Origin of the sequence: Haloferax denitrificans ATCC 35960 (assembly GCF_000337795.1) — an archaeon.
Taxonomy (GTDB): Archaea; Halobacteriota; Halobacteria; order Halobacteriales; family Haloferacaceae; genus Haloferax; species Haloferax denitrificans.
In genome coordinates, this window is record NZ_AOLP01000011.1 from 1 (window position 1) to 21,965 (window position 21,965).

Sequence of the window (21,965 nt, forward strand, 5' to 3'; positions counted from 1 at the left end):
TTCATACAGAGCCCGCTGGACTTCGGTCCAGTGGGCTTTTTTCATTTATAGCGAGCGGACGGTTCGCTCGTCCATCACACAGACAGCGACCGCACTCCGGTCGCGTCTCTCTCGTCGTTCGAGAGTGGCAACACTCTCGCAGTGCGGGCCGCCTCCGATGCACCCCTAAGCTCGACCGTGAGGGCGTTTCGATGCGACCCAGTCAGTCGTTCGGTGCGAAACTCGACGAAATCGACAGACGAAGGCCCGATTTCGAACGCGTTGATTGGGGTGAAATTCAGCGAAAACCGGGGTTACGATTCTCCCCTTTTACCGTATCAGGGTTAGAAGGAACGGTTGCATGCGCGGCAGCAAACACCTCACCGTAGTCATGGTCGTTGCGATGCTCGCCGTCGCGATGGTCCCCGGGACCGTCGGTGCCGCGAGCACCGATGCCCTCCATGTCGGCGTCACGCAGGACGCCGACACGGGCGACGCGACAGTGACCGTGACACGGAACGAGACGGCCGTCGAGAACGCGACGGTCGTCGTCGAATCGAGCGATAACTACGCCGGGAACGGAACGTACGCGACGGACGCGGACGGCACCGTCGACCTCCCCAATCCGCAGGAACGCGTGAACGCGACGTTCACCGTCTCCGAGGGGAACAACACGACTAGCACGTCCGTCGTCCTCGTCCCGCTCGACGAGTCCCTCGACGTGTCCGTCGAGGCCGACGACGCCAACGACACGGTCGTCGCCACCGTCACCCAGTACGGTGACGCCGTCGAAGGCGCGTCCGTCATGGTCAACGGGACCGACTACGCCGGCAACGGAACGTACGAGACGGACGCGGACGGCACCGTCGAGGTCGACGAGCCGACGACCACGACGGACCTGACGTTCGTCGCGATGGACGGCGACCTCACGGCCGAGACGACGGTCGCAGTCGAGGCCGACGACCTCTCGGTCTCCGCCGAGGTTGACGACGCCAACGACACAGTCGTCGCCACCGTCACGCAGGACGGCGAACCCGTCGAGAACGCGTCGGTGCAGGTCAACGGGACCGACTACGCCGGCAACGGAACGTACGCGACGGACGAGAACGGCACTGTCGAAGTCGCGGAGCCGACGACCACGACGAACCTGACGTTCGTCGCGACCGCCGACGGCCTCACCGCCGAGACGACGGTCGCCGTCGAGGCTGACGACCTCAACGTCTCCGTCTCGCAGGACGGAAACGAGTCGGTCACCATCACCGTGACCGAGGACGGCGAACCCGTCGAGAACGCGTCGGTCGCGGTCGATGGGAACTACACGGACGCGGGCGAGTACGAGACGGACGCGAACGGTACCGTCGAACTCATCTCGCCATTGCAGACTGTCACGGTCGACGTGACCGCCGAATACGACGGCCTCACCGCCGAGACGACCGTCACCCTGCAGGGTGAGGTCGCCGCGGACGACCCGTTCGGACAGCTCGTCAGCAGTTTCGTCGAGCGTCTCAAGGACACGGGCAGTGACGGCCCGCTCGGACAGGCCGTCTCCGACTTCGTGACCGAGAACAACCCGGGTAACGCGGACGACAAGCGTCCGGACCACGCCGGTCCGAAGCACAGCGACGACGCTGACGACGACGAGGACGCACCCGGGAACTCCGCCAACGCCAAGAACGGCAACGGTGGAGGTCCGCCGGAGCACGCGAACAACAACAAGGCGAGCGACGACGAGTCAGAGGACGACGAGGAGACCGAAACCGCGGACGATGCTGACGACGAGTCAGACGACGACTCCTCGGACGACGGCTCCGCAGACGAGTCAGACGATGATTCGGACGACTCCTCGGACGATTCGAGCGGGAACAACGGCAACGGCGGTGGCCCGCCGGACCACGCAAACAACTAACTAATCGGACACGGGTTTCCCACGCATCGAGCGTGGGCTTGGGTTTCAGCCATCCGCGTCCGGGCGGGTACTGTGGGTCAGAGGCACCCCATCCCACTACGCCCCCGACCGTCGTTGTCAGAGGCTGACGGTCGGGCTACTCACTCGCCCGACGCGATTTTTTCTATCGAAACGTCACCGAGCGCGCCGACGAGCGCCGGGTCGACGTCGAACCGTCGAACCGCGAGCCGTGCGCCCGCGACCACGAGGTCGTCGTCGACGCGGGCGGGTGCGCCGCTGGGATACCACGCTGAATCGTCGGACGCGCGGACGCTCGACCGGAGCGACTCGCGGAGGCGACGGTGTGCGAACAGCGTCGAGACGAACGCCAGCGACGCCGCGAGCGTCACGCCGCCGTCGTCGAACGCGGCGTCGGTCGCTTCCGTTCTGGCCGTTTCGAGCGCGCCGGCGACGGCGAGCGATTGCCTCGCGTGGTCGTCGTCGGTGAGCGCGCGGCTGAGCGCGGCGTCCTGAATCTCTCGAATCGCGGTCTCGGTCGTGGGTTCGGTCATCTGACGCTGAGTCGGGTCACGCCCCGTCGAGCGGCGGCACGCGAAGGGAGTGGTCGACGACGGTCTCGTCCGGTCGGAGCGTCACCGTCCCGAGGAACACCGTTTCGCCCTCGGCGGCGCGGGTTGCGACGGTCTGAAGCGTCTCCCGCTGGTCGAGTTGTTCCCACGTGACGCGTTCGACGAGGCGCTGGAACGCGTCGGGGTCGGTCCACCCCGAGTCGATGTCGGACGGGACGTTGACCACGAACCGGAGCTCGGTCTCGGTGACGTGGATGCCGACGCGGAACGTGTCCGCGTCGGTCGTGTCGTCCGGCGAGGACTCGGCGGCGGCCGCGTCGGCGTTCGCGTTCGACGCGGATGCGGTTTCCCTCGCCGTCTCGTCGCGGTCGGTCATGCCCGGCAGTCGGGGACGTGAAGACAAAGATGCACCGGACGTGAGCCGAAGGGACCGCGCCCGGCGCGGAACGACCGTCGGCTCGCGGGTGCGACTCGGCTCTCCCCGCCGCGAACTCGCCGACGGAGTCGCGTCCCCGGCGCTCGAACCCGGGAGTCGAGCGCGGGGAACCGGCCTCCTCGACACCGATGGCGTGTGAATTTCACGCATAGCGAGACGAACCTCGAACGGTTATTAGCGTTCGAGACACCAGTCCGACCAACGAATGAGTTACAAGATCGGTCTCGTCGGAAAGCCATCCGTCGGGAAGTCGAGTTTCTTCAACGCGGCGACGATGAACGACGTGCCCGAGGGTGCGTACCCGTTTACGACCATCGACCCCTCTATCGGCGAGGCGTACGTCCGCGTCGAGTGTGCGGCCCCGGAGTTCGACGAGTCGTGTACGCCCTCGGTCGGTTACTGCGACCACGGGATGCGGTTCGTCCCGGTCAAACTCGTCGACGTGGCGGGGCTCATCCCCGGCGCGCACGAGGGCAAGGGCCTCGGGAACCAGTTCCTCACCGACCTCAACGAGGCGGACGTGCTCGTCCACGTCGTCGACTTCTCCGGTGAGACGGACATCGAAGGCGAGGCGACGGAGGGCCACGACCCCCGCGAGGACATCGACTTCCTCGAAAACGAACTGGACATGTGGTACCTCGGCGTCTTAGAGAAGGGTATCGACCGCTACCGCTCGGGCTACCACGGCGAGGACAAGGACATCGAAGTCGACCTCGCGGAGCAGATGTCCGCGTTCAAGACGAACAAAGACGAAATCAAGCAGATAATCCTCTCGCTCGGGCTGGAGCTCGACCCCGACGAGTGGGACGACGCGGACAAGGAGTCGCTCGCCCGCGAGATTCGAAAGCGCACGAAGCCCATCATCATCGCGGCGAACAAGATGGACAAGCCGGTCTCCCAGGAGAACTACGAGGAAATCACGGCGGACCCCGACTACGAGCACCTGACGTTCGTTCCGACCTCGGCGCACGCCGAGAAGGCGCTGAAGAAGGCCGACGAGGGCGGCGTCGTCGACTACCGCCCCGGCGACGACGACTTCGACATCGTCGGCGACGTGAGCGACGAACAGGAGGCGGGGCTCGAACAGATTCGGGAGTTCGTCACCGAGTTCGGCGGCACGGGCGTCCAGCAGTCGCTCGAAAACGCGCTGTTCGACGTGATGGGTGCCATCGCTATCTTCCCCGGGAGCGCGAACGGCAAGAGCGACTCGCAGGGCGTCTTCCGCGACTGCTTTATCCTCCCCGAGGGCTCGACGACCGAGGACTTCGCGTACCACCTGCATTCTGACATCGGCGACGGTCTCCTCCACGGCATCGACTGCCACTCGAAGCGTCAAATCGGGTCGGACCACGAACTCGCACACCGCGACGTGGTCGAAATCGTCTCGACGAACTGACTCTCTCGGACGCCAACCGCAACACCGTTATATCCGTGGCTGTAGGACCCGGGTATGGGTGAGGCCGAAACGACGGCCGCGGCACTCGACGTCGAGATTGGGGGTCTCGGCGGCGAGGTGACGCTGGCCGACTTGTTCCCGTCGCCGTGGGTCGAGTCACATTGTCAGGCGGCATCGATCAGTGAATTCCTCGAAGAAAGCGGGTTCGCGGTCGCAGATCAGGATTCCTTCGAGTCGATACCGACCCACGAGTGGGACCGGTACGTCGAGTCGAACACCGAGTTCGACGACTGGCAGGAGATGCTCTCGGCCGGCGTCGAGCGGTACGTGCTCGAACAGGCGGGGACCGGCGACCCGACCGACGAGGTTGAGGCGCTCGACGAGGTCGAGACGGCCGACGGAGGCGACTCGGCGGACGCCGAGACCGAAGACTCGCTCGAAGCCGGCGTCTGAACGCGCGGGCTGACGGGAAGAAGGGCTCCCGGTTCGGGGGAACCGGGAACCGGGAACCGTTATGCGCTGTTTTCGACGAGCGTCGCACCGCGGGCGAGCGCGTCGTCCCACCAGTCACGTTCGCGAGCGTCGGCGACGGACAGCGGCGCGTCGGGTTCGTCGGGCCGGTCGCCGAGGTCGAGACTCCACCACTCCACGTCGTGCCACGCGTCGCCTTTGTAGCCGACGCGCTCGAAGCGGCCGACGCGCTCGAAGCCGAACGACTCGTGGAAGGCGATGCTCGCGGGGTTCGGCGTCGTGATGACGGCGACCGCGGAGACGTAGCCCTGCCGTTCGAGCAGGTCCAAAAGCGCCGTGTAGAGACCGCGAGCGACGCCGCGGCGCTGGAACTCCGGACGGACGTAAATCGATGTCTCGACGGTCCACTGGTAGGCGACGCGCTCTCGAATCGCGCCGGCGTAGGCGTAGCCGGCAATTTCGCCGTCGAGTTCGCAGACGAGCCACGGGTAGTCGGTCTTCGCTTCCAGTTTCGCTTCGAGGTCCGCGACGCTCGGCGGGTCGTAGGCGAACGAAATCGCGGTGTCTTCGACGAACGGCGCGTAAATCTCCCGAATCGCCGGGAGGTCGGACGTCGTCGCCGCACGGAGTCGGACAGTCATGACTCAGGTGGGGTCGCGCGGAGAGAAAGAGGCGACGGTGGCGGCGGGCCTCGCGGACACGGTCGGCCGGTCTTGCGTGCGAGGCGGTCTCCTGAGCGGGGGCGCTCAGTCGCTCGTCGGTGCCGAGTCGAGGCCCGCGGCAACCGCTCGCGCCCGTTCTCGGACGTCGTCGGCGTCCGCGCGGACGTGTTCGCCCCCGTCGTAGAGCACGTCGCCGTCGACCATGGTGAACACCACGTCGTCGCCGTGGGCCGAAAACACGAGGTGCGACAGCACGTCGTGGAGCGGCGTCGCTCGCGTGCCGTCGGTGTCGATGCCGACGATGTCGGCGTTCCATCCCTCGCGGAGTTCACCGACGCGGTCGAAGCCGGCGGCTTTCGCGCCGTTGCGGGTCGCCATCTCGAAGACCGTCGCGGCGGGCGTGCTCGTCGGGTCGAGCGCGTCGACCTTCTGGAGGAGGCTGGCCTGTCGCATCTCGGTGAAGGGGTCGAGCGTGTTGTTGCACGGCGGGCCGTCGTTGCCGAGCGCGACGTTGATGCCCCGGTCGAGGTAGTCCGGAATCGGCGCGATGCCCGACGCGAGCTTCATGTTCGACGACGGGCAGTAGGTGACGTGCGTGCCGGTGTCGGCGAGCACCTCGCGCTCGGAGTCGTCGGTGTGGACGCAGTGGGCCAGCACCACGTCGTCGCCGGTGATGCCGACTTCGTCGAGCCAGTGGATGTTGCGCATGCCCGTCTCCGCCTCGACGGTGGCGATTTCGTTTCGGTTCTCGCTGGCGTGGGTGTGGATGCGGACGCCGTCGTAGCGGTCCGCGAGCGCGCGGACGCCCCGCAGACACGCCTCCGAGCAGGTGACGGCAAATCGCGGCGTGACGGCGTACTGGATGCGGCCGTCGAAGCCGCCGTGATAGCGCTCGATGAGGCGCTCGGACTCGGCGAGGCCCGCGTCGGTGTCTTCCTGTAATCCCTCGGGGGCGTTCGTGTCCATGAGCACCTTGCCGATGCGTCCCCGGATGCCCATCTCGCCCGCGGCCTCGAACGCCTGCTCGGCGTGGTTGACCGACAGGTGGTCGACGACCGTCGTCGTGCCGGACTCGATGCATTCGAGGTAGCCGAGCTCGGCGGCGACGCGCATCCCTTCGGCGTCGAGACCGGCCTCCATCGGGAGCACGTGGTCGAAGAGCCAGTCCAGCAGTTCGGTGTCGTCGGCGATGCCCCTTCCGAGCGACTGCACCGAGTGGACGTGTCCGCCGACGAGTCCGGGCGCGACGATGCCGAACTCGCGGCGTTCGTGGTCGGGGTACGCCTCGACGACCGACTCGCGCTCCCCGACCGCGACGATGCGGTCGCCGTCGACGACGACGGCGCCCTCTTCGATGATGGTGGACGCGTCGATGACCACCGTTCCCGCGAGTAACATTCCCGTGCGGGTAGACGACCGGGCGTAAAATAGGTGGTGACCCGGCCGCCGTCCGAGGTTGGTTGGAGTGAACGGGTGCGGTCGGTGGTGGGAGGGGATGGTCGGAACCGGTCCCCGCGAGCGAGCGCCTCCGAGCCACACATACGTTTCCGAATCGACGGGTGGAACCCGCGTCTGCCGTGTCGCACCGGTCTGCTCGCCCGTGTTTCGCTCCGTGCTAAACTGGCCTCACTATTTCGTTAGCACCTGCTAACTCTGGTCGCGAAGCGGTGACGAAAACGAACGTGACCCGGAAAGGGACTGAGAACACGGTCGATGTCGGATTAGTACATGCTAAGTCACTCCGCGACAGAACGAAGACCCAATGCGCGAGTTCGAATTCGTCGTTCGCTTTTCGGAGGGGACCGACGAGCTGATGGACCTGTTTTACGAGTACCCGAGTCTGCGCTCCCGTTCGTCGGTCTGTTCGTCCACGGAGGACGTGATGTGGCGGGTCGACCACGTCGTCGGCACGCCGGAGGGGCTGTCGGCGTTCGAGGAGGTGTTCACCGACGAGACGCGGTGCAACGAATGCCTCGACGCCCCTGACTGTCACACCCACCGCGACTACCACGTCCTCGACCGCTCGGACCACTCGATGACCGTCTACACCTACCGCGAGGAGGTGAGCAACTGCCACTCGATTCCCCGGTACGTCCTCGAACACGTCGGACCGGGTGTCATCTTCGAGTCGTCCCGCCGCGCGGGCGAGTACCGCTGGCGCATCCTCTACCCCGGCGACCACCCGCTCGGCGAACTGTACGAGACCATCGAGGCGCAACTCAGAGACGGTCTGCAACTGGACGTCGAACATCTCACGAACGCCGGCAACTGGGACGCCGAGGCGCGCATCGCGGCCGACCTCTCGTCGGCCCACTGGGAGGCGCTCGAAACAGCCGTCGAACACGGCTACTACGAGCGCCCGCGGAAGGTGACAGTCGAGGACCTCAGCGACGTGCTCGACGTACCGCGTTCGACTGTTCAGTACCGGTTGCGAACCGCCGAGGACATCGTGATGTCGCAACTCGGCGACCCCGAGGCGTAGACGGCGAAGAGAACGCTCGCTGTCGCTCGCGGTTCGGGGATTGAGAGAAGTGCTCCGTCAGGGATTCGAACTCACTCGCAACGCGTTGCGTTGCTCGCTGCTCGAACCCTTCTGTTGCATTTCGGACCCGAACACGCTCGCTGTCGCTCGCGGTTCGGTGTTGAGAGAAGTGCTCCGTCAGGGATTCGAACCCTGGTCATCACCGTGAGAGGGTGATATGATTGGCCGGACTACACCAACAGAGCACGTTGGTACATCCTTTCGTATTGCTCGTGATTGTAAAAGGTTGTCGCTTCAAATCGGGTGTGATACCGACTGCCGTGTTGCGATTAGACGACTCGCTCGCCCTCGCGGTACACCTGCCGGACCGTCCGCCACGCGCTCGCGTCCTCGCTCGGGTCGGCGTCGAGGACGACGAGGTCGGCGACGTAGCCCTCGGCGACCTTCCCCACGTCGTCCAGTCCGAGGAGGTCCGCGCCGCCGACGGTCGCGGCTTCGAGGGCCTCGGCGGGCGACAGGCCGTATTCGACGAGCAGTTCCAGCTCGCGGAGCGCGTTCTCGCCGTGGTCGTTGAACGGCGTGCCCGCGTCGGTTCCCATGGCGATTTTCACGCCGGCGTCGAGCGCGCGGTCCCACGCGCCTTCGAAGCGCTCGGCGGCGTCTTCGGCCTTCGCAACGGCCTCCGGCGGGATACCGCCCTCGACGCCCGCCTCGACGATTTCGCGGACGGCCGAGGCCGTCGGCACCCAGTACGTGCCGTGTTCGACCATGAGCGCCGCGGCCTCCTCGTCCATGAACATCCCGTGTTCGACGCTCGAAATCCCGGCGCGGGCGGCGTTTTTGATACCCGCCTCGCCGTGGGCGTGGGCCGCGGTCGGGACGCCCTTCGCGCTCGCGGCGTTCGAACGCGACGCAAAAAGGCCCGACTCACTCGGGGACGATATCGCCGACGGTGACGACGTCCCCGACCGACAGCGTCTCGCCCCACGACGACTCCGGAACCGCGGTGTTGACCATGAGCCGGAAGTCGTGGTCGAACCAGTCGCCGCCGGACCACTCGGGGAGCGTCTCGCGGCGCTTCGTCATGAGCGTCGTCCGGAAGTCGGCCGTTTCCGCGCCCGTGTCGGGGTCGCGGCTCGGGACGACACAGCGCTGGCAGGGGTTGACGCCCTCGAAGGCAACTCCCCCGACGCCGAACTCGACGACCGTCCCGCGCCGGTCGAACAGGTGGTCCTCCCAGAACGGCTCGGTCGCGTCGAGGACGAGGTTCGGCCGGAGGCGGCGGCGCATCTCGTCGGCGTCGACGCCGTCGAACCACGAGGCGACCGCATCGAGCGTTCCGGTCGAGATGACCGTCGGGCCGCTGGCTTCGGTGTCGTCGGGGAACCCGCCGGCGAGGTCGCGCCGGAGTTCGACCGGGTAGCCGAAGTACGCCGAGAGCCAGTCGTCGGCCTCGGCTATCGGGCCGTCGTAGTCGTCCATCTCGGGGGCCGAGAGTTCGACCGTGCCGTCGGCGAGCGAGACGGAGCTTCGGATGCGGTGGACCGCCCGCTCGCGCTTGCCGTTGACGTACTGGTCGTCCTCGTCGAAGATGGCGTACTCGCGGTCGCCGCGGAGCCCGCCGTTCTCGACGATGTCGGCGGCGTCGACGAACTCGGCGTCGAGCGACTTCACCGGGTAGACCGCGATGCGGTCGAGCGTCACGGCCGCCGCGCCCGCGGTCGCGTTCGCGGTCGGCGCCGACGAGTCGTCGTCAGTCGGGCTCCCGTCCGTCATCTACTCCTCGCTTTCGTCCGTCTCGTCGGACCCGTCGTCCGCGGTCGCGTCGGCGAACAGCTCGGCGATGGTCTCCTCGTCGACGATTTCGTAGCCCGCCTCGGAGACGGTGACGAGGTTCAGCTCGTCGCTCTCGATTTCGTCGTCGGCCGCGACGAGCGCCTTCACGGCGAGCGCGAGGCCGTCTTCGAGCGACAGGTCCTCGGCGTACCCGTCTTCGAGGGCGGCCTGCACGTCTTCGCGGTGGCCGCCGATGGCGACCGCTTTCCACTCCTGTGGCGTCCCGGACGGGTCGGTCGCAAAGAGGCGGCCCGAGCCGTCTTCGACGCCGCCGATGAGGAGCGACGCGCCGTACGGGCGGGTGCCGCCGGACTGCGTGCTCTCTTGGATGTTGTCGGTGATGGTCTTCGTGAGCGTCTCGACGCCGATGGGCTCGCCGTAGCGCAGGTGCTCGCGCTGGGCGGTCGTCCGCGCGAAGTCGACGAGCTTCCGCGCGTCGGCGACGTGGCCGGCCGTGGCCGCGCCGAGCGCGTCGTCGAGCTTGTGGAGCTTCTCGATGCTTTCTGCTTCCATGAGTTCCGACGGGGTCGACCGGAGCGCCGCCAGAACGACGCCGTCGGCGGTGCGCACGCCGAGGACCGGCGCGCCGCGCTTGACGGCCTCGCGGGCGTACTCGACCTGATAGATGCGTCCGTCGGGGGAGAAAAGCGACGTCCCGCGGTCGTACGCCTGCTTGTCGTTTCGGTTCATCGTGCGACCTCCTCGCTCGCGTCGGCGACGTTCGTCATTACTCTCCGGTCAGTCCCGGAGGCGGAAAAAGCCTCCACACCCGGCATCGGTGTGGGGTTCGTACTCGAATCGGCGGGTCATCCTCCGATTTCAGACGAATCGGGGGCTCGAACCGCGGAACTACGCTTCGACCACGTCCGCGTCGGGGGCGTTCCGCTTGACGCTCTCGATGCCCTGCTTCGCCTTCTGTTTCGACGCGTACCCCTCGCCCGAGTCGGCGAGGATGTTCCCGTTGTCGTGGACGAGTCGCCAGCGGTAGTCGTCCGCCGCGTCGACGAACACCTCGAAGTGCGCCTTGCTCATACTGAGAATCTGTTGTCAACGGACAAAAATGTATTCGCCGGCGGAGCGTCGCGGCCGACACGTCGGTCCGGTTGGTCCGGTCGGTCCGGTCGCCTCAGGCGGTTTCGGGTTCGAGCGCCTCGGCGTCGACTTCCAGCAGTCGCGCCTCGCAGTCCTCACAGCGGACGGCGAACACCTCCCACGACCGGCAACACGACTCGGCGGTCTCCGAGCCGAACCGGACGTCGCCGCCGCAGGTCGGACAGCGGTTGAGGTAGATGCGGAGCCCCCTCACCAGCGCGCTCCGCTGTTCGGCCGTCAGGCGGTCCCAGTCGTCGAGACGGCCGTCGAGGGCGGCGTCGGCGGCCACGTCCGCGACGAGCGCGCCGTCCGACTCCCAACTGCCGAGTGTCGTGCCGTCGACCATCGCCACGAGCCACCGGCTCCGAGCCCGAGATTCCAGCGTGACGTCGGCCTCGTCGACCCCGGTCAAGCGCGCGAGCCACCGTCGCGCGACGTCCTCGTCGGTGCGCGCGATTTCGTCGTTCCACGCCGATTCGAACGTCGGGACGAGGCGGAGTTCGTCGCCGTTCTCGTTCACCTCCAACGCGCCGGCGTCCATCAGGGTCGCCTCCACGTCGAACGCCGCGACCGACGCGCCATCGCCGTCTAACTCCCCCGATTCGACCTCGTCGTCCGGCGATTCGGCGTCAGCGTCGTCGCCGGCGGCCGACCCCGGCGCGGACGCGGTGGCCCCGACGCGAGTCTGGGTCGGCGCCGGCTCCTTGTCGAACCACCGGAGGACCCGGTCGGGGAAGTACGTCTTCGTGAGCGTCGGCGTGCCGGGAACGAGGTAGCCCCGGAAGTAAATCGCGCCCGCGAAGAGGGCGAACGAGACGAGCGCGAGCGGCGGCCACGCGACGCCGAGCACCAGGCTCAACGCGGCGGCGATGACGACGTTCACGACGGTACACGGGGTGCACCGGTTTTCGCCGGTGTACTCGGGTTGACGGAGTCGATCTGCGAGTGTCGGAGTGGTCATGGCGGACGGGAAAGCTTCGTTCCCTGTTAGGTGGTCGTTCGCGTCAATAAAGCTACTCGTGACGCGTCACGGGAGATACAGGTCGTTCACGAGTGGTTCCGCGAGACGACGCCGAGGCCCGGCGTCTCAGCGCTTCGGCCGCTTGAACACGAGCGCCGTCTGGCCGCTGTTCGCGCCGGCACCGCGCGAGTCGGAAATCGTGTCCACGAGCTCCCACCCCTCCCCGCCGAGGGAGTTGAGCGCGTCCTCCATCGGGGACGTGTCGCCGCTGAACAGGCCGCCGTCGGCCGTGCGGACGATTTTGTACTCCCACTCGTCGCCGGGGGCGGCGGGGTCAGTCATCGGACCCCTCCGGGTCGCGCTCGGCTCTACCTGCCGCCGCGGGGTCCCCGCGTTCCCGGCGCTCGTACGTGACGAACGAGAAGCCGTCGCGGTCGTCGCGGGCGGTCTCGACCCACTCCTCGCGGTCCCACTCGGGGAACCGCGTGTCTCCCTCGTGGGGCGCGTCGAGTTCGGTGAGAACCAGCCCCGCCGCGCGGTCGAGGAACTGCTCGTAGACGGTCGCGCCGCCGACGACGTAGACGGTCTCGACGCCCATTTCGGCGGCCGCGTCTTCGGCGGCGGCGACCGCGGCGGCGACCGAATCGACCGCCTCAGCGCCCTCGGGGAGGTCGAGGTCGCGGCTCGTCAGCACGACGCTGTGGCGGTCCGGGAGCGGGCCGTCGAGTTGGCGGGCGATGCTCTCGTAGGTCTTGCGGCCCATCACGACCGGGTGCCCGGTCGTCGTCCGCTTGAAGTGCTTCAGGTCCTCGGGGAGGTGCCACGGCATGTCGCCGTCGCGGCCGATGACGCGGTTGTCGGCGACGGCGGCGACGAGGACGAATCGGACCGCGGAACCGACGGCGTCGTCGGCCTCGGCTTCGGCCATCTCCTCGCCGTTCATTCGGCCACCGCGAAGCGAATCCCGTCGGCCGGGTCGTAGCCGCGGAGGACGATGTCCTCGAACGAGAGTTCTTCGAGCGGCACGTCGGCCACGTCGAGCGTGGGGCGCTCGCGGGGTTCGCGCGAGGCCTGCAGGAGCAGTCCGGGCACGTGATCGTAGTCCTCCTCGCCCTCGTCCTCCTCGGGGGCCGCGTCGAGGAGCCACTCGCGCACGTCGAGGTACTCTTCGGGCGACTGCACGTCGGCGAGGCGGGACTGGAGCTCGTCGAGGTGGTCGCCGTACCACGCGCCGCGCTCGCCGGTGCCGCAGTAGACGTGGGCGTCGACGATGGTGTGGGCGAACGACCCGAGTTCGAAGCCGGCGCGCTGGGCGACGACCTGCGCGAGGATGGCGTACGCCGCGAGGTTGAACGGGACGCCGAGCGCGATGTCGCCGGAACGCTGGGTCAGGTGGAGGTTGAGTTCGTCGCCCTGCACGTTGAAGACGAACGTGTAGTGACACGGCGGGAGCGTCGAGACGGCCGCGTTGGCGGGGTGCCACGCGTTGATGACCATCCGGCGGGAGTTCGGGTTCTCGTCGAGCGTGTCGAGGACGTACGCGAGCTGGTCGAACGTCCCCTCGTCGTTCATCCAGCGGTGGTCGTCGTCGGGCCACGCCTCGCCCGAAAGCCCCTCCTCGGGGACCGGGTAGCGCCGCCAGAACCGGCCGTAGGCCGTGTCGAGGAGGCCCTCCTCGTCGGCCCACGCGTCCCAGATGCCCGTCTCCTCGCGGAGGGTGCGGATGTGCTCCTCGCCGGAGAGGTACCACAGCAGTTCGTGGATGAGGGAGTTCCAGCGGAAGCCCGAGAGGTCCTTCGTCGTGAGAAGCGGAAAGCCCTCCTGTAAGTCGACGGTGTAGTGCTTCGAGAAGCCCGAGATGGTGTCGACGCCCGTCCGATTGGGTTTGTGTCGCCCGGTGCCGAGAACGTCTGTCACGAGGTCGAGATATTGGCGCATGAGAGGTGTCCTGATTGGCTGTTGGTCGTCGTTAGTCCCTGTAAAACCTACTCTATTTGTTTACTACTTCGGCAGTTACGTTTGCAACGAGCAGACTACGAGAGTTCGTCAATCCACTCACAGAATCTGTCGAAATCTTTTGCACCTGCCTGCTCTGCAATTTTTCGCAGAGTCCCCGGTGCAAGCTCTTTGTGCATCGGAACGGTGACTCGACGTGTTTCACCGTCAGGATGTTCGTACACAAGACGGACGTGGCTTCCGGTTCGTCCAGCAGGACGATAGCGCATTTTCCGGAGGGCCTTGACGACTTCTCGGCCACTATAGGTCCGTCGTGACACGATAGTCAGCCAGACACGATCAGAGGTAAAAATACTCCTGATATTAATTGACAGAATTATGACACGGGCGCGAGAACCGACGAGAATTCAGAACCAAGGGGCGTCGGGTATCTCACCGGAGCCTTTGTCAGTATCGGCAGGGAGGGGAGACTCGTGAAGTTCTATCGCCTCTGCGAGCATTGCGAGTGCTTCATGGCGAGTCTTTCCCTGACTGGCCACGCCCGTAGCCTCGTCTGTTGCGACGAACCAATCACCATCTCTGACGATTGTGACTGTCTCTTTGGGTGTATCCGGCGTACGGGCTTCACTCATACAAATACAGTCGTAAGACGCGGGTATAGATTTTCGGGAAATCGATCTGTTATGTTGCTTCCCCACGATCAGACACGATATAACTGGTAACGCAACCAGTGTTCATATCCTTCAGGCAGTATGCGGCCTGTGTAATATGGTGGTGATACCAAAGCGTTCTTTGCGACGCCCACAACACCGAATACCCCGCTTTTCGTACCTGTGCCCATGATTCGCAACCTCGCAGGGGACACCCGGGCCTTCACGAGCAACGTCTTTCTCGTCGACGGCGAGACCACCGCGCTCGTCGACGCCGGGGCGAACTTCGACGTGGTACCGAAAGTCCGCGAGGTCACCGACTCGCTCGACGCGGTGTACCTCACCCACACTCACCCGGACCACATCGGAAACGTGGACGCCGTCCGCGAGGCGTTCGACGTGCAGACGTGGGGCTACGACACCGGCAACCTCGCCGTGGACAGGCGCATCGACGACGGCGAGCGCGTCCAAATCGGCGACGACGTGTTCGAGGCGGTCCACACGCCGGGCCACAAGGACGACCACCTGTGTTTCTTCTCCCGCGGGTCGGGCGTCTGCTTCGCGGGCGACCTCGTCTTCGCCAACGGCGGCTTCGGCCGGACCGACCTCCCCGAGGGCGACCGCGGCGCGCTCGTCGAGAGCATCGACCGCCTGCGCGAGGTCGTCGGCGACGACCTGACCGAACTCCACGCCGGCCACGGCCCGAGCGTCACGACTCGCCCGAGCGAGGACCTCGACCTCGCGGCGAAGGCGGCGCGGACGAGGTGAGTCGCCGCCCAATCGTCTGTCTATCTGCTCGTGTAGCCGCCGTCGACGGTGAGCGCCTCGCCCGTCGTGAACGACGCGCCGTCCGAACAGAGCCAGACGACCGCGGAGGCGATTTCGTCCACGTCGCCGAGGCGGTTCATCGGGTGGAGCGACTCGATTCCCTTCCGGGCTTCGGGGTCGTCGAGGCCGCCCTCGCCGAGTAGCGGCGTGTCGACGAAGCCCGGACACACCGCGTTGACGCGGACGCCCTGTTCGGCGTACTCGATGGCCGCGGTCTTCGTCAGCCCGAGGACGCCGTGTTTGGCGGCGACGTAGTGGCCCGCGTTCGCGAAACCGACTTTCCCGAGAATCGACGCCATGTTGACGATGACGCCGCCGTCGCCGTCGAGCATCGCGGGAATCTCGTGTCGCATCGACCGCCAGACGCCGTTGAGGTTCACGTCGATGACCCCTTGCCACTCGTCGGCCGAGAGGTCGGCGGTCGGTTTCTGCGCGCCGCCGATGCCCGCGTTGTTGCAGGCGAAGTCGAGTCGGCCGTACTCGGAGACCGCCGTCTCGACCATCGCGGCGACGGCGTCGTCGTCCGTCACGTCCGTCTCGACGAACGTCGCCGTCCCGCCGGCTTCTTCGATACGCGCGACGGTCTCCTCGCCGCCCTCGACGTTCACGTCGGAGACGACGACGCGCGCGCCCTCGGCGGCGAACGCCTCCGCGGTCGCTCGACCGATTCCAGAGCCAGCGCCTGTTACGACTGCGACTTCGGTGTCGAATTGAGCCATAGTACGAGCGAGAAAACAACTACCTGACAGATAACCGTTTGTGCGAGTCTCACGTCGGAAGAACTCGCGGACGCCGAACCGCGAGACGGGGACGCGGCGGTCGTTACTCCTCGTCTGCTTCGGGGACGGCGTCGGGGTGGAGGCCGAAGTAGCCCGGTTCGTCGCTCCGGGGGTCGTTGATGACGAAGTCCTCTTGGTTGGCGACGATCCACGGAATCGTCCACTGGATGATGCGGTCTTCGGTCTCCTCGCTGAGATCGTCCTGCGGCGACAGCCCCTGCATCAGGCGGGCGATTTCGCCGACGGTGTACATGTAGTCGGGGTCGAGGATGTCGGCGGGTTCGTACAGGAGATACCCGTAGAGGGTGTCGAAGTCGTCTTTCGGCTTGGGCATGCCGTAGGCTTCTCGGCCGACGGGCAAAACCCCGACGACCGCGGGCGGCGAGCGACGGGGACGGGGACGGGGACGGGGACAGGGACGACGGCACTGCGGCTGACGAGCGCGGCCATGGCCTCCGCACGGGCCTCGACGGCCCCATAAGTAGGCTTATCAGCCGCGACGCGAGACCCGAAACGATGAGCGACGCCGCCGCACGACTCGTCGAGGCCTTCCGTAGCTTCGGCGGGGACGACCTCCGGGACCTCTGGGTCTTCGACCACCACGGCTACGAACACCTCTATCTCAGGGAGGACGTGTCCGACGCGCTCGAATGTCTCGACGTCTCTCGATTCATCGACAACGAGCGGTTCGGGTACGTCACGAGAGACACCTACGAGACGCTGTACTACGCGGACTACGGCTACACCGTCCGCGGGTTCGACGCGTTCGAGCAGTTTCGGACGTTCGTCGGCGACCGCCCCACCGGCGTCCTCGCCGGCTTCGACCGCGGGACCGACGGCCGCGACTTCGCGGCACTGCACGACCGAATCTGCGCGCTGAACGAGGAGTTCGGCGGGACGGAGCTGTTCTCCGACCCGACCGCCCGCGACCGCCGGCCCTGAGCGGCGGCTCGACCCCGCGGCAGACGACTCGTTCTCGGTTCGCTTCGGTTCGACGCGGACAGCGCCGCCGCTGACGGCGTTGCGTCCGAAAGAAAAGTCGGGATGTATCGGGTTTACTCGAAGAGTTCGACGGCCTGGTCGTAGCGGGCCGACGGTTCTTCCCAGTCGACGACCTCGAAGAACGCGGAGACGAAGTCGCCGCGGGCCGGGCCGTAGTCGTGGTAGTACGAGTGCTCCCAGACGTCCAGCGCGAGGATGGGATGGCTACCCCAGAGTGCGCCCTGGTCGTGCTTGTCGACGACGACGTTCCGAAGCTGGTTCGAGAACGAGTCGTAGACGAGAAGCGCCCAGCCGCCGGCCGCGCCGGCCGCCGCTTCGAATTCGCCCTTCCACGCCTCGTAGGAGCCGAAGTCCTCCGCGATGCGCTCTGCGAGCGCGCCCTCGGGCTCGTCGCCGCCTTCCGGCGACATGTTCTGCCAGAACAGGTCGTGCAGAATGTGTCCCGAGCCGTTGTGGGTGACGTTGCGGAGCGCGCCGGCGGACGAGCCGAACTCGCCTGCTTCGCGGTTGTCAGCGAGAGTCTCCTCGGCCGCGTTCCAGCCGTTGACGTAGCCCTGATGGTGGGTGTCGTGATGCCACGTCAGCACCTGCTCGGAGATGTGCGGTTCGAGGGCGTCGTACTCGTACGGAAGTGGGTCGAGTTCGTAGCTCATAATGTGTAACCTCCGTATCATGGGTCGGGCGGAATCCTGTTAAAACTTGAGGAGGGGTATGCTAGCACAAACCACATCGTGCGGGTCGCTATCGGTCGATTTCTCCGCTTCGAGAAACTCCGGTTCGCGCGAGCGTGTCAGCCGTCGAACGGGTCCGTCCGGCGCTCGTACTCGATTTCCGTCGAGACGGCGTCGGCGACTTCGGCTCCGAACTCGCGTTCGACGACGTGCAACGAGAGGTCGAGGCCGGAGGTGACGCCGCCCGCGGTGAGCACGTCGCCGTCGTCGACGACGCGCGCTTCGACGACTTCGGCGGCCGTCTGTCGGAGGTCGGAAAGCGCGCCGCCGTGGGTGACCGCGGGGCGGCCGTCGAGGACGCCGGCGCGGGCGAGGAGCATCCCGCCGGTACAGACGCCGGCGACGGTCGTTCCGGCCTCGTGGAGTACCGCGATTGCATCCGGAATCTCGCCTTTCTCGGCCTCGGCCCACGCGCTCTGTTCGGCGCGGGAGTTCCAGCCGCCGCCGGGGACGACGAGGAGGTCCGGGCGGTCGGTCTCGGGGTCGAGGACGCCGTCGACGCCGACGCGCATGCCGTGGCTCGCGGTCACGAACTCGCGGTCGTCGAGCGCGACGAGTTCGGCCTCGCAGTCGGCCCCGGCCGCGCCGGCGTTCTGGAACACCTCGAACGGGGCGACGGCGTCGAGTTCGTCGAAGCCGTCGTAGAGGATGATAGCGACGTGCATGGATTCGGAGTCGGGTTCCGAGGAGAAAGCCGTTCGTACCGCGGCGACCGAGGGCGGAGGGCGGGCGCGGCGGCTCGCGACCACCGCCTGCGCGCCCGTCGCTCAGTCGTCGCCGCGGGCGGCCTCGAACATCGAAATCGCCCGCTCGCGGCGCTCGGAGTGGTCCACGATTGGTTCCGGGTAGTCCGGCGCGAGGCGCTCGCGTTCGAGGTCGGTCAGGTCGTGCCACTCGTGGATGGTGTTTGCCGTCACGTCCGATAGCTCGGGGACGTACCGCTTGATGTACTCGCCGTCTGGGTCGTAGCGCTCGCCCTGCGTCATCGGGTTGAAGATGCGGAAGTACGGCTGGGCGTCGGTCCCGGTCGAGGCGGCCCACTGCCAGCCGCCGTTGTCGTTGGCGGTGTCGTGGTCCGCGAGGTGCTCGCGGAAGTGCGCGTAGCCGTGTCGCCAGTCGCACAGGAGGTCCTTCGTGAGGAACGACGCGACAATCATCCGGACGCGGTTGTGCATGTACGCCTCCTCGCGGAGCTGTCGCATCCCGGCGTCGACGATGGGGTAGCCGGTTTTGCCCTCCTTCCACGCCGCGAGTTCCTCGGCGTCGTCGCGCCACGCGATGTCCTCCTCGTACTCCTTGTAGTTCTCCGTGACGACGCTCGGGTGCTCCCGGAGGACGTGCGCGTAGAACTCCCGCCACGCCAACTGCGACTGGAACTCCTCGACCGACTCGTCTCGCTCGCCGCCGACGCCCTCGCGGGCCGCCGCGGTCGCCGCGTACACCTCGCGGATGCCGATGGTCCCGAACTTGAGGTCCGTCGAGAGCCGGGACGTGGCGTCCCGCGTCGGGTAGTCGCGGTCGTCGGCGTAGCGGTAGATGGCGTCCGCGCAGAACGCCGACAGGCGCTCGCGGGCCGCCTCGGTCCCCGCCGACTGGACCGCCGCCGTCGGCTCCTCGAAGCCGAGGTCCGAGATGGTCGGGAGGTCGCCGACGGCGACGTCGAACTCGGCGTCGCCGTCGGAGAGGCTCTCTGCCGCGGTTTCGAGCGTGCCGGCGTCGGCGAGGTCGTCGGCCGTCGGTTCCGGGTACGGCTCGGGCTTGTCGCGGTCGCGCCACTTCTTCCAGAAGTAGGTGTAGACCGAGTAGGTGTCGCCCGCGTTGGTCGTGATGCTCCCCGGCGGGTGGAAGATGGCGTCGTGGACCGACTCGCGGGCGACGCCGGCGTCGTCGAGGGCGAGCCGCACGTCGGCGTCGCGCTCCCGGGCCAGCCCGGAGTAGTCGATACCCCACACGGCCCGTTCCGCGTCGAGCGCCGCCGCGACCGCCGGCACGACCGTCCGGGGGTCGCCGCGGGCGACGAGCAGGTCGCTCCCGCGGTCGCGGTACGCCTCGCGGAGTTCGGCGAGCGCGTCGAGCAGGTACCTGACGCGGGGCGCGCCGGCGTGGTCGAGCACGTCCCGGTCGAAGACGAAAAGCGGGGCGACGGGGCCCGCCTCGGCGGCCGTGGCGAGCCCGCGGTTGTCCGCGACTCGCAGGTCCCGGCGGTGCCAGTGCAGTTGCATAGCCGCGCCTCAGGACGGCGTCCATGTCAATGTAGCGGCAGTCAGACCCCGACGCGCGACCGAAACCGGCCAACTTGTCCGTTCGAGCGAGCTTAATCTGCTCGCGGCGCGGGAAACGGCTTCCTACCGCGTCCAGCGGCGGACGTTCGCCCGTTTCCGGACGCAGAGTGGGATGAATATGGTACGGTAGTCGACTCTCGCGGCGGCGCGACTGTCGCGGGTAATGTGATGTTATCGACCGAATTCCGGGACGGGAGCACGTTTACGTTCTTGATATCTGGTGTACCCAGTCCATACCTATACGGCGTCGTGCCCACGGTTCTGGTATGTCCGGGCATCGCTTCCTTCCCGATTCCGCGGTCCGACAGCCGCCTCTCCGGTCCCCGCTCGTGTTTCCGCTCCTCCTCTTGACGTTCGTCTGCGGAACGCTCGGGTGGCTCGTCTGGGTGCCGTACGGCGCGTTCCTCGGCGCTCTGCCGCCGGTCGTCGTCTTCGGTTTCGCGCTCGTCGAGCTCTCGTCGGTCTCGCCGCCGCCCCCGCAACTCCCGTCGGCGCGCCCGTCGCCGCCGCTCTCGCTCGACGGCCGGGTCGACCTCGCGGCCGCGCTACACGCCGCGGGCGTCCTCTCGGCCGGCGCGGACGGCACGCTGTCTCTGTCGACGCAGTTCGCCGAGGAGTGGCGCGCCCGCGTGCTCGACACCGAGGGGCGGGACCGCGACCGCGAGGCGCTCGCGGCGCTCCTCGGCGTCGCCCCGGACAGAGTCGAACTGGGCTGGGACGAGCAGGGGCTGTTCGCGCGCCTCGACCGCGGGACGGTGGGCCGGTGGACCTCTCGCGCCGCGTTCGTCGCCGACCTCACGGCGGTCGCGACGTTCCGGCGGTACTACCCCGAGTGGTGGCGGCTCTCGACCGCGGACCGGAACCGCGTCCTCGGAGCGCTTCGGCTGTGTCTCCGAACGTGCCCGACCTGCGACGGTACAGTCGCGGTCGAGAGCGAACGGGTGGCGGCCCCCGAGAGCGAGGGGACGAAGCGGCGCGTCTCGGCGACCTGCCGCGGCTGTGACGCGTCCCTGTTCGACGGCGTGGTCGAGCAGTCGGCGGCCGAACCGACCGGGACCGAAGAGGGAGCTGACGTGCACCCGCAGAACACGCGGTAACCGGGGCGCGAGCGCGAGGGACGCCGCGCCGACGAGTCGGTGTGAGCGGGCGCTCAGGGGAGCGGGTCGATGCCGTCGCGTCGCCCGTCGAGTACCGAAAACCGCTCTCCGCGGCGTCGTTCGAGCCACCGGAGCAGGCGCTCGGCCCACCTGAGTTTCCGCGCTTTCATCGGGTCCACGGTCGGGTCGTCGAAGTCCCAGCCGGCGAAGACGAGCCGGTCCGCCCCGAGTTCGTCGGCGATGAAGGCCGCCCGGTCGCCGTCGGTGAACCCGCCCCAGTTGACCACGGGACCGACCGGGGCCGCCTGCGTCGTCCCGAGGACGTGGTCGGTATCGAACCGCGGCACCCACTCGCGGACCGCGGGGAGATTGTCGCCGTGGGCGTGGGCCGCGACCGGCACGCCCGATTCGGTCAGTTCGACCGCCGTCTCGGGGTTTTTATCGAGGTCAGTCACCATTAAATCGAGGTCGAAGCCGGCGTCTTGAACCGCGTCGGCGGCGGTGGAGGCGGCGACGACCACGTCCACCTCGGGGTCGTCGAGCCGGTCGAGTTCGTCGTCGAGCGTCGGGGCCGCCCCGCAGACGGCGACGGTCGCGCCCGCCCAGTCCAGCCGGTCCCGGTCGAACGGTGCGACGAGGTCCGCGAGCGCATCTCTGGCCCGCTCGTCGCCGGTTCGGTCGAAGCCGAAGTCGTCGAGAATCCGCCCGTAGACGGGTTCCCACGTGGTGAAATCCATGGTGTAGCTGTCGCTCAGAATGTAACTGTATGGGCCGGAACGGCACTCGTGTACCCCTACCCGCGTGCCCTTCCGGCGTCCACAGGACCGTTTTAGAGTCGGATGGTATAAGT

Annotated in this window: 26 protein-coding genes, 1 tRNA gene and 1 pseudogene; 7 read left to right on the top strand and 21 right to left on the bottom strand. The window is 67.3% G+C overall.

The window, feature by feature from the left end:
• The first annotated feature begins 340 nt into the window (after positions 1-340).
• Positions 341-1,885, top strand: a complete 1,545-nt coding sequence (locus tag C438_RS09805) for a hypothetical protein (RefSeq protein WP_049917936.1) — start codon at positions 341-343, stop codon at positions 1,883-1,885.
• Positions 1,886-2,025: 140 nt separating this feature from the next.
• Here the strand turns inward: C438_RS09805 and C438_RS09810 are convergent, their stop codons facing one another.
• Positions 2,026-2,436: a hypothetical protein gene (locus tag C438_RS09810; protein ID WP_004969223.1), complete on the bottom strand. Its 411-nt coding sequence runs from the start codon at positions 2,434-2,436 to the stop codon at positions 2,026-2,028.
• Positions 2,437-2,452: 16 nt separating this feature from the next.
• On the bottom strand, positions 2,453-2,830 hold the full coding sequence (locus tag C438_RS09815) for a hypothetical protein (RefSeq protein WP_004969224.1): 378 nt from the start codon (positions 2,828-2,830) through the stop codon (positions 2,453-2,455).
• Positions 2,831-3,095: 265 nt separating this feature from the next.
• On the opposite strand from C438_RS09815, the gene C438_RS09820 reads away from it, so the two are divergent.
• A complete protein-coding gene (locus tag C438_RS09820; protein WP_004969225.1) occupies positions 3,096-4,286 on the top strand; it encodes a redox-regulated ATPase YchF in 1,191 nt (396 codons plus the stop codon).
• 54 nt (positions 4,287-4,340) lie between these two features.
• Positions 4,341-4,739, top strand: a complete 399-nt coding sequence (locus tag C438_RS09825; RefSeq protein WP_004969226.1) for a hypothetical protein — start codon at positions 4,341-4,343, stop codon at positions 4,737-4,739.
• A 59-nt stretch (positions 4,740-4,798) separates the two neighbouring features.
• Here C438_RS09825 and C438_RS09830 read toward each other — a convergent pair whose 3' ends face one another.
• Complete coding sequence (locus C438_RS09830) at positions 4,799-5,398, bottom strand: GNAT family N-acetyltransferase (RefSeq protein ID WP_004969227.1); 600 nt, start codon at positions 5,396-5,398, stop codon at positions 4,799-4,801.
• 105 nt (positions 5,399-5,503) lie between these two features.
• The gene (locus tag C438_RS09835) at positions 5,504-6,817 is read right to left on the bottom strand and encodes a 5'-deoxyadenosine deaminase (RefSeq protein WP_004969228.1); all 1,314 of its coding nucleotides are present in this window, start codon (positions 6,815-6,817) and stop codon (positions 5,504-5,506) included.
• Positions 6,818-7,181: 364 nt separating this feature from the next.
• Here C438_RS09835 and C438_RS09840 point away from each other — a divergent pair, with 364 nt between their 5' ends.
• Positions 7,182-7,901, top strand: coding sequence for a helix-turn-helix domain-containing protein (locus tag C438_RS09840; RefSeq protein WP_004969229.1), 720 nt, complete (start codon positions 7,182-7,184; stop codon positions 7,899-7,901).
• A 170-nt stretch (positions 7,902-8,071) separates the two neighbouring features.
• On the opposite strand, the gene C438_RS09845 is transcribed toward C438_RS09840, so the two are convergent.
• From C438_RS09845 to C438_RS19100, 11 genes and pseudogenes are all read right to left on the bottom strand, one after another.
• Positions 8,072-8,146: transfer RNA gene (locus C438_RS09845), tRNA-Glu, on the bottom strand.
• A gap of 84 nt (positions 8,147-8,230) precedes the next feature.
• Positions 8,231-8,806 (bottom strand): annotated as a pseudogene (locus C438_RS09850) (amidohydrolase family protein); the annotation flags it as partial.
• A gap of 22 nt (positions 8,807-8,828) precedes the next feature.
• Positions 8,829-9,677 carry an MOSC domain-containing protein gene (locus tag C438_RS09855; RefSeq protein WP_004969231.1) on the bottom strand — a complete coding sequence of 283 codons (849 nt, stop codon included), beginning with the start codon at positions 9,675-9,677 and terminating at the stop codon, positions 8,829-8,831.
• Positions 9,678-10,427, bottom strand: a complete 750-nt coding sequence (gene psmA2 / locus C438_RS09860; protein WP_004969232.1) for a proteasome subunit alpha — start codon at positions 10,425-10,427, stop codon at positions 9,678-9,680. It abuts the gene before it with no gap.
• A 159-nt stretch (positions 10,428-10,586) separates the two neighbouring features.
• A complete protein-coding gene (locus tag C438_RS09865) occupies positions 10,587-10,769 on the bottom strand; it encodes an HVO_2922 family protein (protein WP_004969233.1) in 183 nt (60 codons plus the stop codon).
• Positions 10,770-10,863: 94 nt separating this feature from the next.
• Positions 10,864-11,790, bottom strand: coding sequence for a hypothetical protein (locus tag C438_RS09870; protein WP_004969234.1), 927 nt, complete (start codon positions 11,788-11,790; stop codon positions 10,864-10,866).
• Between the two features lie 126 nt (positions 11,791-11,916).
• On the bottom strand, positions 11,917-12,132 hold the full coding sequence (locus C438_RS09875; protein WP_004969235.1) for a DUF4177 domain-containing protein: 216 nt from the start codon (positions 12,130-12,132) through the stop codon (positions 11,917-11,919).
• Positions 12,125-12,733: a dihydrofolate reductase gene (locus C438_RS09880; RefSeq protein ID WP_004969236.1), complete on the bottom strand. Its 609-nt coding sequence runs from the start codon at positions 12,731-12,733 to the stop codon at positions 12,125-12,127. Before C438_RS09880 ends, C438_RS09875 begins: the two co-directional genes overlap by 8 nt.
• The gene (thyA, locus tag C438_RS09885; RefSeq protein WP_004969237.1) at positions 12,730-13,728 is read right to left on the bottom strand and encodes a thymidylate synthase; all 999 of its coding nucleotides are present in this window, start codon (positions 13,726-13,728) and stop codon (positions 12,730-12,732) included. Before thyA ends, C438_RS09880 begins: the two co-directional genes overlap by 4 nt.
• A gap of 95 nt (positions 13,729-13,823) precedes the next feature.
• Positions 13,824-14,066 carry a type II toxin-antitoxin system HicA family toxin gene (locus C438_RS19095; protein ID WP_004969238.1) on the bottom strand — a complete coding sequence of 81 codons (243 nt, stop codon included), beginning with the start codon at positions 14,064-14,066 and terminating at the stop codon, positions 13,824-13,826.
• A gap of 87 nt (positions 14,067-14,153) precedes the next feature.
• Complete coding sequence (locus tag C438_RS19100; RefSeq protein WP_083899992.1) at positions 14,154-14,378, bottom strand: type II toxin-antitoxin system HicB family antitoxin; 225 nt, start codon at positions 14,376-14,378, stop codon at positions 14,154-14,156.
• 207 nt (positions 14,379-14,585) lie between these two features.
• On the opposite strand from C438_RS19100, the gene C438_RS09890 reads away from it, so the two are divergent.
• Positions 14,586-15,164: an MBL fold metallo-hydrolase gene (locus tag C438_RS09890; RefSeq protein WP_004969239.1), complete on the top strand. Its 579-nt coding sequence runs from the start codon at positions 14,586-14,588 to the stop codon at positions 15,162-15,164.
• A 20-nt stretch (positions 15,165-15,184) separates the two neighbouring features.
• Here C438_RS09890 and C438_RS09895 read toward each other — a convergent pair whose 3' ends face one another.
• A complete protein-coding gene (locus C438_RS09895; protein WP_004969240.1) occupies positions 15,185-15,943 on the bottom strand; it encodes an SDR family oxidoreductase in 759 nt (252 codons plus the stop codon).
• 103 nt (positions 15,944-16,046) lie between these two features.
• Positions 16,047-16,337, bottom strand: coding sequence for a DUF5827 family protein (locus C438_RS09900; protein WP_004969241.1), 291 nt, complete (start codon positions 16,335-16,337; stop codon positions 16,047-16,049).
• A gap of 182 nt (positions 16,338-16,519) precedes the next feature.
• Here C438_RS09900 and C438_RS09905 point away from each other — a divergent pair, with 182 nt between their 5' ends.
• Positions 16,520-16,945 (top strand): DUF7522 family protein, encoded by a 426-nt coding sequence (locus tag C438_RS09905; protein WP_004969242.1) that lies wholly within the window; start codon positions 16,520-16,522, stop codon positions 16,943-16,945.
• Positions 16,946-17,058: 113 nt separating this feature from the next.
• On the opposite strand, the gene sod is transcribed toward C438_RS09905, so the two are convergent.
• The 3 genes from sod to C438_RS09920 form a co-directional block, all read right to left on the bottom strand.
• On the bottom strand, positions 17,059-17,658 hold the full coding sequence (gene sod / locus C438_RS09910; RefSeq protein WP_004969243.1) for a superoxide dismutase: 600 nt from the start codon (positions 17,656-17,658) through the stop codon (positions 17,059-17,061).
• A gap of 137 nt (positions 17,659-17,795) precedes the next feature.
• Entirely contained in the window at positions 17,796-18,401 is a 606-nt protein-coding gene (locus tag C438_RS09915; RefSeq protein ID WP_004969244.1) for a DJ-1/PfpI family protein, read from the bottom strand.
• A 102-nt stretch (positions 18,402-18,503) separates the two neighbouring features.
• Positions 18,504-19,958, bottom strand: a complete 1,455-nt coding sequence (locus C438_RS09920) for a cryptochrome/photolyase family protein (RefSeq protein WP_004969245.1) — start codon at positions 19,956-19,958, stop codon at positions 18,504-18,506.
• A 389-nt stretch (positions 19,959-20,347) separates the two neighbouring features.
• Here C438_RS09920 and C438_RS09925 point away from each other — a divergent pair, with 389 nt between their 5' ends.
• Positions 20,348-21,115, top strand: coding sequence for a hypothetical protein (locus C438_RS09925; RefSeq protein WP_004969246.1), 768 nt, complete (start codon positions 20,348-20,350; stop codon positions 21,113-21,115).
• 53 nt (positions 21,116-21,168) lie between these two features.
• Here the strand turns inward: C438_RS09925 and C438_RS09930 are convergent, their stop codons facing one another.
• The gene (locus C438_RS09930; protein WP_004969247.1) at positions 21,169-21,852 is read right to left on the bottom strand and encodes a 6-hydroxymethylpterin diphosphokinase MptE-like protein; all 684 of its coding nucleotides are present in this window, start codon (positions 21,850-21,852) and stop codon (positions 21,169-21,171) included.
• Between the last annotated feature and the right edge of the window lie 113 nt (positions 21,853-21,965).